This is a genomic window from Pedobacter lithocola (genome assembly GCF_042650845.1).
In the GTDB taxonomy this organism is placed as follows: Bacteria; Bacteroidota; Bacteroidia; order Sphingobacteriales; family Sphingobacteriaceae; genus Pedobacter; species Pedobacter lithocola.
This window is the reverse complement of sequence record NZ_JBHSBW010000007.1, coordinates 499,218-514,275: the sequence shown is the minus strand read 5'-3', so window position 1 is coordinate 514,275 and position 15,058 is coordinate 499,218. Positions and strand designations below refer to the sequence as shown.

Sequence of the window (15,058 nt, the reverse complement as noted above, 5' to 3'; positions counted from 1 at the left end):
ATTATTTAACTGCAGGAAGAACTTTTACTTTTGATTTTGATATCGAATCTGCCTTCTCCATGGCTCGCTTCCTTTTCTCCAAGGTTCTCGAAATATTTTTATAAATTTTATCCAAATCTGCCGGATGGGTGTAGTAATATTTCATACTATTTGCAAATTTTGAAGAATCTATACCAAACTTTTTATATATACCCTTATAATAACCTGCTGCAACTTTTTTAGTTGTATCTGGCGTGGGTAAGGTAGAAATATAGCCATCTACAACATGTATATCATACAAAATCTTTTGCATTTTATCTGGCTCAATAATATCGTTTGGCCTTTTAGCTTTACAAGCAAACAATATAATTGTTGCCGCTAAAACGCATATCAAATTTCTCATTTAGAATTAAAGTATTATTTATTGCCCAAATTGCAACAAGGTTATTAATTTTACGCAAAAATAGTTATAAATGAGCATAGCTGATAATCTTAAACAATATAAAAGTGAAGTAGAAAAGGATGGCGTTAAACTTATCGCTGTTTCTAAAACACAAACAAACGAAGTTCTTTTGGAGGCCTACAACGCAGGACAACGAATCTTTGGCGAAAACCAAGTTCAGGAGATGGTTGATAAGCAATTGCATTTGCCACAAGATATCGAATGGCACATGATAGGGCATTTACAGTCAAATAAAGTTAAATACATCGCTCCATTTGTTAAGTTAATTCACGGTGTTGACAGCTTAAAATTACTTCAGGAAATTAATAAGCAAGCCCTAAAAAATAAAAGAGTTATCGATTGTCTTTTACAAATCTACATTGCTGATGAAGAAACCAAATTTGGTTTAGGTTACGATGAAACCATTGAACTCTTACGTTCTGATGAATACCAAACACTTAAAAACATTCGTATTGTTGGCTTGATGGCCATTGCTACAAATACAAAGAATGAAAAGCAAATCAAAGTAGAATTTAACGAATTGAAAGTTTTCTTTGATGGTTTGAAAATCAGTTTTTTTGGTAATGATGACAGTTTTAAAGAACTATCGACGGGCATGAGTGCCGATTACAAAATTGCTATAGAAGAAGGTAGTACCATGGTAAGAATTGGTAGTGGAATTTTTGGTAAAAGAATAATTAAACATTTTAAAGCTGACGTTTCGGCAAATTAATTAAAATGATAGATACGAAAATAAGGAAAGCAGTTGCAGCCGATTGTACAAGAATTTTAGAGTTAATTAATGAACTGGCTATTTACGAACGAGCTCCCGAAGAAGTAACCGTTACCTTGGAACATTTCATTGAGGCAGGTTTTGGTGAAAGTCCAGTTTGGAAGGCATATGTTGCAGAAGTTGATAATATTATAGTTGGTTTTGCGCTATATTACACCCGTTATTCTACCTGGAAAGGTTGTAGATTATACTTGGAAGATTTTATTGTAACAGAAGAATATAGAGGCAAAGGCATTGGCAAAATTCTTTTTGAAAAGGTAATCGAAACTACTAAAAACGGTAATTATAGCGGTATGGTTTGGCAAGTTTTAGATTGGAACGAACCGGCAATAAATTTTTATAATAAATATAAAGCTCAGCTTGAAGAGGGCTGGCTAAATGCTTCTTTTTCAAAAGAACAGATTAAAGAATTTTAATTTATGGATATTTTTAAATTCGGAGGTGCTTCTGTTAAAGATGTTGAAGGTGTAAAAAACCTGGCCAATATTGTTAGCGATTACAAGAAAGGTGAATTGCTAATTGTAGTATCTGCAATGGGCAAAATGACCAACAAACTCGAAGAACTCACACAAGCTTACTTACTAAAAAGCGATACTGCACATTCGATTTTTGATGAGGTAAAACATTTTCACTTTAATCTGATTGACGAACTTTTTAAAGGAACCAATAATTCGGTTTACGATGATGTAGCCAATACATTTGTAGAAATTGACTGGCTATTGGAGGATGAGCCTGATAATGATCCCGATTATATTTACGACCAAATTGTATCAATTGGAGAAGTGGTTTCTACTAAAATTGTAGCTGCATGGTTAAATGAAACCAATATTAAAGCACTTTGGGTTGATGCAAGAAATTATATACAAACAGACAATACTTACCGTGAAGGTAAAGTTGATTGGGACAAAACCAATCAGTTGATCCAAAGGGATTTGGTTGGTCTTTTGCATCAAAATATTATCGTTACACAAGGCTTTATTGGTGGCACTAGTGAAAACTACACAACTACTTTGGGTAGAGAAGGTTCTGATTATTCGGCTGCGATTTTTGCTTCATGCTTAAATGCTACTGCTTTAACCATTTGGAAAGATGTTCCTGGTGTGTTAAATGCCGACCCAAAATGGTTTGATGAAACAGAGAAAATCCCTCAATTATCCTATCATGATGCGATTGAACTAACCTATTATGGCGCAACAGTAATTCATCCAAAAACCATTAAACCATTACAAAATAAAGGAATACCACTTTTTGTACGTTCGTTTTTACAACCTGAAGGAAGTGGAACTGCAATTACAAAGGAAAGCAACCCTCTCCCTATTCCATCATTTATATTCAAAATAAACCAGGCTTTAATTTCCATTTTCCCTAAAGATTATTCTTTTATTATTGAAGAAAACCTGAGTAAAATTTTTGAACTTTTTCATCAGCACAAAATGAAAATTAACACAATGCTTAATTCTGCCATCAGTTTTTCTGTTAGCGTAGACGATAATGAGGAAAAAATTAGCAAACTGATTGCCGCCCTCTCTACTCAATTTACCGTCAAATACAATAAAGGCCTCGAATTGGTTACGATCAGATATTATAATCAGCAAACAATCGACCGAGTAATTGTAAATAAAGATATTTTGCTGGAAGTTAAAAGCAGGCATACATGCCAAATCGTTATGAAAAATAAAGCTTTATAAAAATGCTTAAGTAAAAAATGAATAAATGTATTTTAGATAAAGCCGTTCAAGATTATGTCAATGCAAATTTAAATGCAGATATAAATCAAATTGCTTTAGCTAAGAGTCCGTTTGAAAATATAAGCCCAGCTGAGTTAGCAAACCAAATTACTGCTAAAAAGAAGTCTGAAAAAAAGTTACCATCTTGGTTTGGCACAACAGGTATTTACTATCCTCTGGCGCTTTCGATAGAACAAACTTCATCAGAAATTACTGCAAAATATAAATCGAGGTTAGTTAAAGGGAAATCTTTAGTTGATATTACTGGAGGTTTTGGGGTAGATTCGTTCTATTTTGCAAAGTATATTAACCATGTTACTCATTGTGAAATTAATCCAGAACTATCTGCAATTTCTAAGCACAACGCTTCAATTTTCGGTGCAAATAATATTGATTTCATTGCTGCTGATGGTTTAGACTTTATAAATACTTCAAACCAAACATTTGATACGATATATGTTGACCCTGCCCGAAGAGCTGAAAAAGGAAAAGTTTTTATGCTAAAGGATTGTACGCCTAATGTAGTTTCCAATCTTAATAAATTACTATCTAAAGCGCAAAGAATAATTGTTAAAACAGCTCCATTATTAGATATTTCAGCAGGGTTATTAGAATTAGCTAACGTCAGCGAAATTCATATTATTAGTGTAAAAAATGAATGCAAAGAATTACTTTGGATTATAGATAAAGATTACAATGAAGACATTAAAATTGTTGCCGTAACAATAAACGATCAGGAAAAGGAATTCGGTTTTTTCAAAACACAAGCAGCTGTACCTGCTAACTTTGCTGAGAATATAAGTTTAGGGAATTACCTATACGAGCCGGATGCAGCTCTATTAAAATCTGGTGCTTTTAATTTAATTGCTATGCACTATAATTTAATAAAGTTACAGCATCAAACTCAATTGTACATTTCAGAAACGATTAATAATTCATTTCCTGGAAGGATATTGAAAATTGAAAATATTATTTCAGGCAGTGATTTAAAAACTGAAAAAATATTAATCGGAAACGTTATTGTAAGAAATTACCCTGCTAAAGCAGAAGATTTAATCAAAAAATACAAGATTAAGAGCGGTAATGATAAGTTTTTAATATTCACTAAAAACTACCAAAATCAGAATATCATAATTAAGGCTTCAATAATTCAGTATTATTAAAAAGGCTTTCCAGATAATGGAAAGCCTTTTTGCTTTAGGGATGTACAATTATATAAATGCTGCCTAAACCTTTTTAACGTTTACTGCCTGTAAACCTTTTCTGCCTTCAGCAACTTCAAATTCTACCTCGTCATTTTCTTTTAAACTTTCAATTCCGCCCAAAACATCTTTAAAATGCACAAATAAATCTTTATTGTCTTCTTGAACAATAAATCCAAAGCCTTTTTCAGTGTTAAACCATTTAACTTTTCCGTTAGCCATAAAATAATAAAAAATTGTATAAAAAATAAAACCCTTATCGCCTTGTTTCTTATTTTTTACAATTAATTGGAATTTAAATTGTTTAAACAGCCAGAATATGCACTAAATAGGGAAACAAAACCATCAAATATAATGATTTACACATTTAAAAAAATCGATTTCATGTTGCGTAATAATAATTTTATGTTATAATAATTTCGCTGCTCAGCGGTTGAACTACCTAAACACACTATCGTTTGACTATGCATGTGGTTAATTATTTGTTTGGCTGAGGCGTAGTACGTAAATAAGGTTTAATAACCTTATGTCCTTTAGGAAATTTATCTGGAATATCTTCCGTTTTGATGCTGTTCATTACAATAACATCTTCTCCATCTTGCCAATCTGCCGGGGTTGCAACGCTATATTTTGCTGTTAATTGCAGCGAATCTATTACACGTAGTACCTCGTTAAAATTTCTTCCTGTAGATGCTGGATAGGTTATAATTAATTTGATTTTTTTATCAGGACTGATAACAAATAATGATCTTACAGTTAATGTTTCAGATGCATTAGGATGAATCATATCATATAGATTTGCGACAACCTTTTCAGGGTCTGCAATAATTGGAAACTCTACAGAAGTATTTTGCGTTTCATTGATATCATTAATCCAGCCTTTATGAGAATCGGCCGTATCTACACTTATGGCTAAAACTTTAACATTACGTTGTTCAAATTCGTCTTTGAGTGCCGCTGTTCTACCCAATTCTGTGGTACAAACAGGTGTATAATCTGCTGGATGAGAAAACAAAACTCCCCAACTATCACCTAAATATTCATAAAAATCAATTTCACCAATCGATGTATTACTCTTAAAATTTGGTGCTGTATCGCCTAATCTTATGCTCATAGTATTTATTTTTTAAGTTGATTTATTCAAATCTACCAAATACTATACTAAATACATAGACATTATATTGTTTTGCAGAAATATTATAAAAAAACCCTCTAAGCTTATGTTAGAAGGTTTAGACAATATTAATTTGTTTGGGTTATTAGTTATAAACTTTTATCATAAATACATAATCTTGCAGTTTTTCAATCTGCTTGTCGCGTCTCATTCCTGATAAAATACTTTTCTTATTAACAGTAAGTTTTTTACCTAAAGAATCTTGAGGAATTGCTCGCATGGCTTCTAATATATATTTTGATTTTACAGCAAAAGAAGCACCTTCTGCGGCGGTTTCTTTTCCACTGATAATACCAACAAGGTTACCATTATTATCTAACAACGGACCACCACTGTTACCTGGATTTAAAGGAATTGCAACTTGATATTGTGTTGTATCACCTATAAAACCGCTTTTAGAACTTACGTAACCTTCACCTAAAACGGCATCGTCTTTCGGGTAGCCCCATGTATAAACGTTCTCACCTACGCCTGTACTATTTTTCTTAATAGTATATGGAAGTGCTGATAAATTTCTGAAGTTTTTATCGTCTATCTTTAAAATTGCAATATCATATTCAGAATCTCTGTGTACAACTTTTACTTTGAATGATTCACCTTCACTATTTTGAATATAAACCGAATCAGCATCTTTAATAACGTGAAGGTTTGTAGCAATGTAACCATTGGTTGATACTGCAAAACCTGTACCGCCAAAATTACCAGGGTTAATTAATTTATTTACGGGAGTGTTATCACTACTAATCTTTCTAATTAAATTGTTTTGAGTTTTTACAGCATTAGTAACCTGCTTGCTCAATTGAACATATTTATCAGTTTGTTGACTATTATGCTGTATAGAATAAATAGAAACAAATGATAAAATAATAAACGAAGCAGCAACTGCAATTGCAGATTTATGTTTGCGCCACAATTGAACAACCTTTGAAGGATGAGGACCCACTTGAGCAGCAATTGCATCCACATCAATTTCACTATGAATACTGTCTAATTGTTCCTTTAAGCGTAATTGTTGTGCATATTCTTCCATGGTATGCAAAAACACCTTGTGCGAAACCACCTTATGATCTACTGTTGCATCATTACGACGCAATTGTTCAAAGGCTTCAGTTTCTTTAGCATTAAGCTTACCTAAAAGATAATCTTCAATAATTGCATCTAACTCTAAATCGTTTCTCATCTCAATTATTAATGTTGAAAAAATATTTTTTTTAACCTTTGCATGCACTTATACTTTTGTGTTTTTGCATTATCAGTATTGGTATAACCAAACTTTTCGCAAATATCCTGCATGGATAAATTATTAATATAAAAATCTTGAATAATGGTTTTACAAGGTTCGCCCAGATGATCAAGTGCCGATTGCATTTTAATAAAGGCTGCATCTTTCTCCTCATGATGTTCTACATCCTCCTCAACTACAAATACATCTTCATAATCGGTAATGTTGCCTGTCTTCTTACTATTTTGAGTTAATTTTTTTAACCAAATACGACGGCAAACCGAGTAAATATATGTTTTGAGTTTACTGCTGAGTTCGAAATTACCTTCTTTAACTTTATTATATAGAATAATAATTGCTTCTTGATAAACATCTTTTGCGTCATCTTCATTGCCATTATTATTCAGGATAAATTGCAATATCATTGCAAAATGAGCCTTATATAACTTATTAAGTGTATCACCAGAGTTATTTAGAATACCTAAAATAACCTCTCTATCTGTTGGAACTGAACTCTTTAAACCGTTATTCACCAATTAATACTTTTTTCTGTAAATAGTAACCCAATATTAGATAAAAAAAATATTTATAGCTACTAACTATAACTTAATACTATCCACATTAAACAATAACCCAAAACGACAAAAAATATATTTTCACTTTTTTTAAAATTATCGGGTTACCTTTTTACCTTTGCGGCATTAACAGTAAATTAATTAATACTTAAAAAAAATCAAACATGAAAAATGCATTCAAATTAGGCTTTTTAGCTTTAGCTTTATCTTTATCAGTTGTTGCTTGTAATTCAGAGAAAAAAGCTGACGGTGCTGATACTACTTTAACTGATTCTTCTGCTATCGTTACTGATACTACTGCTACTGATACTACAGTTACAGATTCTACTGTAAAAGATACTTCAGTAAAAGTTACTACTGAAAAAACTGAAGTTAAACACTAGTTTAATTTTACTCATAAAAAATAGGCTTTGAATTATTTCAAAGCCTATTTTTTTTTATTTTTATTTTTTTGGGTTACCTTTTTATAATTGTGGTATTAAGGTGTAATTAATAACTTAAAACAAAAAAAATCTCGAATATGAAAAATGCATTCAAATTAGGCTTTTTAGCTTTAGCTTTATCTTTATCAGTAGCTGCTTGTAACTCAGAAAAAAAAGCTGATGGCGCTGACACAACTTTAACTGATTCTTCTACAATCGTTACTGATACAACTTCTGTTGATACAGTTGTTAAAGATTCTACAGTTAAAGACACAACAGTTAAAGCTACAACTGAAAAAACTGAAGTAAAAAACTAATTTTTGCTTTAATTTATAAAAAGAAAGACCTTAGAAATAAATCTAAGGTCTTTTTTTTATGATTATTAGATTGATTTTCAGTATAATTGCATTAATAATCAACAATTTAACCACAAACAAATAAAAAAAATCATCCAAAATGAAAAATGCATTCAAATTAGGCTTTTTAGCGTTAGCTTTATCGCTATCAGTAGTTGCTTGTTCAGAAAAAAAGGCCGATGGTGCTGATTCTACAACAACAGATTCTTCGGTAATGGACACATCAATGACTGATACTATGATGAAAGATTCTATGGCTACCGACACAATGGCGAAAGACACTACTGTTAAAATGTAGTTTCAATTTTCGTTTAAAAAAAAGGCTTCGTAAAATTTCGAAGCCTTTTTTATTTAAAAGAAATTTTCATTTCAACAATAATCCATCAATTGTAGTAAATTTGCGGCAAAAAAAATAATCAGCATAATGAATTTAACCTCACTCCAAGCCATTTCTCCTGTTGATGGACGCTATAGAAAAACTACCGAAAATTTAGCTGCCTATTTTTCTGAAGAAGCTTTAATAAAATATCGTGTTTTTGTAGAAGTTGAATATTTTATTGCCCTATGCGAAATCAACTTACCTGGTTTAGAAAACTTCGATAAAACGCTTTATACGGAATTAAGGAGCATCCATCAAAACTTTTCAGAAGCTGATGCACTCGAAATAAAGGAAACAGAAAAGGTAACCAATCATGATGTTAAAGCCGTAGAATATTTTATCAAAAGCAAATTTGATTCTTTATCCCTACAAAATTTTAAAGAGTTTATTCATTTTGGTTTAACATCTCAGGATATAAATAATACGGCCATTCCGTATTCTATTAAATTAGCCCTTAACGAAAGTTATTACCCAGCTTTAGAAGTGCTTATTGATAAAATTAATGCACTAGCTAGCGAATGGGCAGATATACCAATGTTGGCCTTTACACACGGTCAACCTGCATCGCCAACTAAATTGGGCAAAGAGTTTTTAGTTTTTGCCGAAAGGTTGAGCATCCAATTAAATACCTTGAAGGAAATACCTAATAGTGCAAAATTTGGTGGTGCAACAGGGAATTTTAATGCTCATCATATTGCATATCCTCAAGTAAACTGGGTGCAATTTTCTAACCAGTTTGTAAACGAAACTTTAGGGTTAACCAGAGCGCAATACACAACACAAATTGAGCATTACGATCAATTCGCTGCTCAATGTGATGCATTAAAAAGAATTAATAACATCATTATCGATTTGGACAGAGATATCTGGACATACATCTCTAAAAATTATTTTAAACAAAAAATTAAGGCTGGCGAAATTGGTTCATCGGCTATGCCACACAAAGTTAACCCAATTGATTTTGAAAATGCTGAAGGTAATGCCGGCATAGCTAATGCCTTGTTCGAATTTTTTGCTGCTAAATTACCTATTTCGCGTTTACAAAGAGATTTAACAGATTCTACCGTTTTAAGAAATGTTGGTGTTCCTTTGGCTCATACGTTAATTGCTATAAATTCTACACTACGTGGTTTAAATAAAATTATATTAAATGAGCAAGCTTTACATGCCGATTTAGATGATAACTGGGCAGTTGTAGCCGAAGCAATTCAAACGGTATTGAGACGAGAAAACTACCCGAATCCTTATGAGGCTTTAAAAGAATTGACACGCACAAACTCTAAAATAAACGCTACAAGCATCGCTGAATTTATTGATGGTTTAGATGTATCTGAAGCTGTTAAAACCCAATTGCGAACCGTTACTCCTTTTAATTATACAGGCGTTTTTTAGCAAATTAAATTGACGCTAAACAGACAGCACTTGAAAGCTTTATTAAACAGTATTTGTTAATTTTACACATTCTAATTGATTAAGACATGACTATTAACGTATATACAGAACAAACTCCTAATCCTGCCACCATGAAGTTTATGGTGAACAAATTATTAATTAATGGAAGTGAGGATTTTGCAACGAAAGAAAGTGCAGAAGTTTCACCTTTTGCTAAGGAGTTATTTAAGTTCAATTTTGTTTCGGGTGTATTTTTTGCAAGTAATTTTGTAACGGTAACCAAAACAGATGATGCTGAATGGGCTGATATCGAAGCAATTTTAAAGGAATTTGTTAAAGGTGCTGTAGAATCTGAATTGAAAATTAAAGAAGCAACTGCCGAGGAAGCCCCAGCTTTTGAAGGTTCGGAAACGGAGATTAAGATTCAACAAATTTTGCAAGATTATGTTCGCCCGGCTGTAGAACAAGATGGTGGTGCCATTACGTACAAATCTTTTGATGAAGGTGTTGTAACCGTAGAGCTTCGTGGCTCATGCAGCGGTTGCCCTTCTTCTACCATCACGCTAAAATCAGGCATTCAAAATTTATTACAAAGAATGGTTCCAGAGGTTACTGACGTAGTTTCGGAAGCATTATAAAAATATTCTTATTACAAAAATAAATCTCCCAGATTTAAAAGTCTGGGAGCTTTATTTTTATACATCATAATCATTAAAAATTACGTTTAATGGCATCCAACAATTCGGCTGTTATCTTTCCATTGGTAGCTAATATTTCTCTCTTGTTAAAATAATCATTACCGCCAGAGAAATCGAAAACTTCTCCACCTGCTTGCTGAACGATGTAACAACCTGCTGCGAAATCCCATTGTTGTAAATTATACTCGAAGAAGGCATCAAATCGCCCACAGGCAGTATAAACTAAATCAATTGCCGCTGCTCCTATCCTACGCACACCATGGCTTTTCTGCATCATTTCGGCTAACAATTTCAAATATTGGGCTTGCTTTTCAAATTGATAGTAAGGAAAACCTGTAGCCAATAAGCTGGACTTTAAATCTGGATTTTTAGAAACCTGAATTTCTTGTTTGTTTAAAAATGCCTTACCACCTTTATAAGAATAAAAAACTTCACCTCTGTTAAGTTCATACACAACACCTAAAGCAGGTACAGCATCTTCATAAAGCGCAACACTTATGCCATAAGCTGGTATGCCGTGGATAAAATTTGTTGTACCATCCAATGGATCAATTATCCAGGTGTAAGTTTTACCGACCCTGTTAATTGTCTTTTCTTCGGTAATAAATCCAGCATCGGGTATTAAATTTTCTAAGTTTTGAACGAGCATCTGTTCTGCAGTTTTATCTACATAAGAAACCATATCATTCAAGCCTTTGTATTCTATCTTGTTTGCATCAAATTCTAAAGCTTCTTTGCGGATAAAGTTACCGGTAAGCTTAACAATGGATATAACTTTATTGCAAAGTAATTCGTAATTCATAGGGTTTAACAATTAATGCAAAGGGTTGTTGACTTATTCGGAGCGATATTTAAGCTAACTTATTCTTATTTCTTAAAGCATAAATACATAAAGCAATACCACCAATAACTAAAAAGGTAGAAATCATTTCAGCTTGAGTAAATGACAAACCAAAAACGTGATATTTAGAATTTACCCGAATTAATTCGATGCAGAAACGTTCTATCCCATTTAAAATCATATAGATACCGAACATTAACCCTCGTGCTTTTATTTTATCTCTAATACTCCATAAAAACGCAAAAAGGATTAAGCAAACAATTACTTCATATATTGGAGTTGGATAAACACCTTGAGTCAATTCATTACAAAATTTGCCGGATGTACAACCCGGAATAGGAATTCCTTCTCCAACCACGTTATTTGGGTATTTATAAGACCATAACCAATCAGGCAGCCAAGAAAACGGCTTCGGATTTGGATTGACAATGCCCCAATCGCCATCTCCAGATAAATGACAACCAATACGACCAACCGCATAAGCAAGCATCATCCCAGGACCGCCAACATCAAGCATGTGAAGTGGTTTAATTCCGTTTCTTTTAGCGATGATAAGTACTGCTGCACCTCCGCAAATTAATCCGCCATAAAAGGTCAAGCCACTAAACGATAGTAGTCGTTCAATCGGATGTTGAACAAAATCATCCCAATATTCTAGATTATCGAAAAATTTAGCACCTAAAAAGCCCCAAATAGCGGCCCAAACAATTAAATTACTCATTAATTGATATGGGTGAACGGTAACAATGGTTTCTTTTGGTTTATCTAATTTGTATTTGTCTTTCTCTTTATAATCCCAGTAAGCAAACAATACTGCTAATAAGATACCACCAATAATGTTTCCTTTAGAAGACATTAATACGCTTTGTGCATCATTTACAAAAAGCTTGTAATTTAATAGTGCATAAACTAATTTATAGCCGATAATGAATCCAAAAAGTCCGTTTAATAATAATTCGGAAGTTGTTGCAGGTTTACCTATTGTTACCTTTTTTTTAAAAGGATGCAGAATTCCTAAAGCTTCTTTTCGTTTTAACTCTTCAGAAAAAGCCCAATAGCCTGCCACAAAAGCAATTGCTACAAAAACGCCGAAAGTATTAAAAGGAAGGGGTAAATTAATACCAAAAAGATATTCTAAAAAGTGCGAAACGGTAGGAAACATACAAATATTTTAAGGCGAAGATAGTAAAGAAAGCTGAAAGACTAAAAGGTTGTTTATGGAAGAAAACTTTTCGAGGGAGAAAGGGAAATCTCGTATGTTTGAGGTTTTTGGCGGAGATGACTACAGGTAAATAAAAGAAACTTGGATGACTTCAAATTAGAATAATTGCTGTGCTATGAATCCAATCTTGATACTTGATACTAAAATTATCAGTCAGACTATAAATCTGATACTTGAAATCCAATCTTGATACTCGATACTTACTTGATACTAAAAACTATCAGTCAGACTATAAATCTGATACTTGAAATCCAATCTTGATACTCGATACTTACTTGATACTAAAAACTATCAGTCAGACTATAAATCCAATCTTGATACTTGATACTAAATACTTGCTACTAATGATCTACAACTAATGAGCGTAAACAGATGTTTCTAGTTGTGCAACCTCAACTTCTCCTTCAGCAGTCATTTCTATTAGCTTTACATTCTTAAGTTCATTAACCATAAGCGGGTCGTATTTAGCACGAACCTTCACATAGTTTTTTGTAAAACCATGCATGTAACCCATTTTTTGGTCGGCCTCAAATAATACTTCACCATCGGTACCAATTTGAGATTGATAAAACGCTCTTCGTTTTTTATCAGATAATATATGAAGCATTTTACTCCGCTCGTTTCTTACACTTCCCGCTACTACACCATTCATCTCAGCAGCAGCAGTCAATTCGCGTTCCGAATAGGTAAAAACATGCAAATAAGATATATTAAGTTGGTTTAAAAATTGGTATGTATCTAAAAAATCTTCTTTTGTTTCTCCCGGGAAGCCAACAATAACATCTACACCAATACAACAGTTTGGCATAACTTCTTTTATCTTCGCAACCCTTTCCACGTATAAATCTCTACGATAGCGACGACGCATTAAACCTAATATTTTATCAGAACCAGATTGTAAAGGAATATGAAAATGTGGAACAAAACGTTTTGATGTGGATACAAATGCTATAATTTCGTTGCTTAGTAAATTTGGCTCTATAGATGAAATTCGGATTCTTTCAATGCCTTCAACTTCATCTAATGCTTTAACCAAATCGAAAAATTTATCTTCACGTTCGCCATTGCGTATGCCAAAATCACCAAGATTTACTCCTGTTAGAACGATTTCTTTAACACCACTTTCGGCAATCATTTTGGCCCTGTAGACTACATTTTCAATAGTATCGCTACGGCTTGCTCCTCGGGCTAAGGGAATTGTACAATAGGTACAAGGATAATCGCAACCATCCTGAACCTTCAAAAAAGTACGGGTTCTATCCCCAATAGAGTATGATGCTATAAAATTATGGTTTACTTTCTCTATATTTTGCTGATGAACAATAGCTTTAGGATTTTTTGTCAAGTCAGAAATAAACTCAACTATTCTAAATTTCTCTGCAGCGCCCAAAACCATGTCAACACCTTCAATTTCAGCTATTTCCTGAGGTTTTAGTTGTGCATAGCAACCAACAATGGTAATGTATGCATTGGGAGAGTGCTTTAAAGCTTCTTTAACAACTTTACGGCACTTTTTATCGGCATGGTCTGTTACCGAACAAGTATTTATTACGTACACATCAGCAGTATCCTGAAATTCTACCACAGCATAACCTGCGTCGGTAAATAAGCGACCAATGGTTGATGTTTCGGAAAAATTTAATTTACAACCTAATGTATAAAATGCGACCTTTTTCATTTAGCCTGCAAAGATAGCAAAATAAGCTTTCAGTTGATAAATTTCACCAATTGGTCCGTTTGGAATTTGTAAATTTTAAATAAGAAGAAGAACTGAGTTAATGTATCTACTAATCTTCTTGCCAGCGATAGCTTTGTTGTTCGAGATCGGCAAGATCTAAAACCCTGCTGATAACAGTTCCAGCAACTTCTTCGATTGATTTTGGCAAACTATAAAAGGATGGATTCGCTGGACAAATAATGCCTCCGGCCTCAGTAACAGTTTTCATGTTGTTAATGTGTATTAGGCTAAATGGCGTATCTCTTACAACAGCAATAAGTTTTCTACGTTCCTTTAAAATTACATCAGCCGCCCTGGAAATTAAGTCGTTAGAAATACCATGAGCAATTCTACCTAAAGTACCCATTGAACAAGGAACGATTATCATAGTATCATATTTAGCAGAACCCGATGCAAATGGTGCATTAAAGTCATTTTTACTATAAAAAGTAAAATTGTAATTTTTATAGTCCTGATTTCCTAATTCGAATTGCCAAACTTCTTTAGCATTATCACTCATTACAACACCAACAGCTTCTATCTGATTTTCGAGTTTAATCAGTTGATCAAACAAAACCTTTGAATAAACTGAACCACTTGCACCTGTTACGGCAATAACAATTTTTTTCTTACCCATTACATCAGCAAAAATAAGCTTTAAAAAATATATAATGCAATAAAAAAGGGCCGAATACAAGTATTCGACCCTACATCTACCTATGAAAAACATACCCTAAAAGGGTAAGAACAAATATATATATTTTTTTAAAAAAAGGTTATTGTAATATGTTAAATCGCCTGTTAGCATTGATAATTATCACACGCTTTACACAACCATTTGATTATCAGAATAATAAATATAAAATTTATAAAACAATTATTTATGAATATTGTGCAAATGCAAATATATGAACCAA

The 15,058-nt window shown here is 32.8% G+C and carries 18 protein-coding genes; 9 read left to right on the top strand and 9 right to left on the bottom strand.

The window, feature by feature from the left end; translation table 11 throughout:
- Window position 1: 1 nt before the first annotated feature.
- Entirely contained in the window at window positions 2-382 is a 381-nt protein-coding gene (locus ACFOWA_RS04555) for a DUF4296 domain-containing protein (RefSeq protein WP_378982228.1), read from the bottom strand.
- A 70-nt stretch (window positions 383-452) separates the two neighbouring features.
- On the opposite strand from ACFOWA_RS04555, the gene ACFOWA_RS04550 reads away from it, so the two are divergent.
- The 4 genes from ACFOWA_RS04550 to ACFOWA_RS04535 are packed head-to-tail and all read left to right on the top strand — an operon-like array spanning window position 453 to window position 4,104.
- Entirely contained in the window at window positions 453-1,154 is a 702-nt protein-coding gene (locus tag ACFOWA_RS04550) for a YggS family pyridoxal phosphate-dependent enzyme (protein ID WP_378982226.1), read from the top strand.
- 5 nt (window positions 1,155-1,159) lie between these two features.
- Entirely contained in the window at window positions 1,160-1,630 is a 471-nt protein-coding gene (locus ACFOWA_RS04545) for a GNAT family N-acetyltransferase (protein WP_378982224.1), read from the top strand.
- Window positions 1,631-1,633: 3 nt separating this feature from the next.
- Window positions 1,634-2,902, top strand: a complete 1,269-nt coding sequence (locus ACFOWA_RS04540) for an aspartate kinase (protein ID WP_378982222.1) — start codon at window positions 1,634-1,636, stop codon at window positions 2,900-2,902.
- Between the two features lie 17 nt (window positions 2,903-2,919).
- Entirely contained in the window at window positions 2,920-4,104 is a 1,185-nt protein-coding gene (locus ACFOWA_RS04535) for a class I SAM-dependent methyltransferase (protein WP_378982220.1), read from the top strand.
- Window positions 4,105-4,167: 63 nt separating this feature from the next.
- Here the strand turns inward: ACFOWA_RS04535 and ACFOWA_RS04530 are convergent, their stop codons facing one another.
- The 4 genes from ACFOWA_RS04530 to ACFOWA_RS04515 all read right to left on the bottom strand — a co-directional run bounded on the left by ACFOWA_RS04530 (window position 4,168) and on the right by ACFOWA_RS04515 (window position 7,072).
- Window positions 4,168-4,365, bottom strand: a complete 198-nt coding sequence (locus ACFOWA_RS04530; protein WP_378982218.1) for a cold-shock protein — start codon at window positions 4,363-4,365, stop codon at window positions 4,168-4,170.
- 256 nt (window positions 4,366-4,621) lie between these two features.
- A complete protein-coding gene (locus tag ACFOWA_RS04525; protein ID WP_378982216.1) occupies window positions 4,622-5,257 on the bottom strand; it encodes a peroxiredoxin in 636 nt (211 codons plus the stop codon).
- Between the two features lie 145 nt (window positions 5,258-5,402).
- The gene (locus tag ACFOWA_RS04520; protein ID WP_378982214.1) at window positions 5,403-6,497 is read right to left on the bottom strand and encodes a S1C family serine protease; all 1,095 of its coding nucleotides are present in this window, start codon (window positions 6,495-6,497) and stop codon (window positions 5,403-5,405) included.
- A gap of 8 nt (window positions 6,498-6,505) precedes the next feature.
- Window positions 6,506-7,072, bottom strand: a complete 567-nt coding sequence (locus ACFOWA_RS04515; RefSeq protein WP_378982212.1) for an RNA polymerase sigma factor — start codon at window positions 7,070-7,072, stop codon at window positions 6,506-6,508.
- Window positions 7,073-7,278: 206 nt separating this feature from the next.
- Here ACFOWA_RS04515 and ACFOWA_RS04510 point away from each other — a divergent pair, with 206 nt between their 5' ends.
- The 5 genes from ACFOWA_RS04510 to ACFOWA_RS04490 all read left to right on the top strand — a co-directional run bounded on the left by ACFOWA_RS04510 (window position 7,279) and on the right by ACFOWA_RS04490 (window position 10,301).
- Complete coding sequence (locus ACFOWA_RS04510) at window positions 7,279-7,497, top strand: hypothetical protein (protein ID WP_378982210.1); 219 nt, start codon at window positions 7,279-7,281, stop codon at window positions 7,495-7,497.
- A gap of 137 nt (window positions 7,498-7,634) precedes the next feature.
- Window positions 7,635-7,853 (top strand): hypothetical protein, encoded by a 219-nt coding sequence (locus ACFOWA_RS04505; RefSeq protein WP_123204291.1) that lies wholly within the window; start codon window positions 7,635-7,637, stop codon window positions 7,851-7,853.
- 139 nt (window positions 7,854-7,992) lie between these two features.
- Window positions 7,993-8,190 carry a hypothetical protein gene (locus ACFOWA_RS04500; protein ID WP_378982207.1) on the top strand — a complete coding sequence of 66 codons (198 nt, stop codon included), beginning with the start codon at window positions 7,993-7,995 and terminating at the stop codon, window positions 8,188-8,190.
- A 126-nt stretch (window positions 8,191-8,316) separates the two neighbouring features.
- Window positions 8,317-9,663, top strand: coding sequence for an adenylosuccinate lyase (gene purB, locus ACFOWA_RS04495; RefSeq protein ID WP_378982205.1), 1,347 nt, complete (start codon window positions 8,317-8,319; stop codon window positions 9,661-9,663).
- Between the two features lie 86 nt (window positions 9,664-9,749).
- The gene (locus tag ACFOWA_RS04490) at window positions 9,750-10,301 is read left to right on the top strand and encodes a NifU family protein (RefSeq protein WP_378982203.1); all 552 of its coding nucleotides are present in this window, start codon (window positions 9,750-9,752) and stop codon (window positions 10,299-10,301) included.
- A gap of 73 nt (window positions 10,302-10,374) precedes the next feature.
- Here the strand turns inward: ACFOWA_RS04490 and ACFOWA_RS04485 are convergent, their stop codons facing one another.
- From ACFOWA_RS04485 to ACFOWA_RS04470, 4 genes are all read right to left on the bottom strand, one after another.
- On the bottom strand, window positions 10,375-11,163 hold the full coding sequence (locus ACFOWA_RS04485; protein WP_378982201.1) for an inositol monophosphatase family protein: 789 nt from the start codon (window positions 11,161-11,163) through the stop codon (window positions 10,375-10,377).
- 49 nt (window positions 11,164-11,212) lie between these two features.
- A complete protein-coding gene (locus ACFOWA_RS04480) occupies window positions 11,213-12,364 on the bottom strand; it encodes a prolipoprotein diacylglyceryl transferase (RefSeq protein WP_378982199.1) in 1,152 nt (383 codons plus the stop codon).
- Between the two features lie 415 nt (window positions 12,365-12,779).
- Entirely contained in the window at window positions 12,780-14,102 is a 1,323-nt protein-coding gene (gene mtaB / locus ACFOWA_RS04475) for a tRNA (N(6)-L-threonylcarbamoyladenosine(37)-C(2))-methylthiotransferase MtaB (protein ID WP_378982197.1), read from the bottom strand.
- 109 nt (window positions 14,103-14,211) lie between these two features.
- Window positions 14,212-14,778 (bottom strand): UbiX family flavin prenyltransferase, encoded by a 567-nt coding sequence (locus tag ACFOWA_RS04470; RefSeq protein WP_378982195.1) that lies wholly within the window; start codon window positions 14,776-14,778, stop codon window positions 14,212-14,214.
- Window positions 14,779-15,058: the final 280 nt, after the last annotated feature.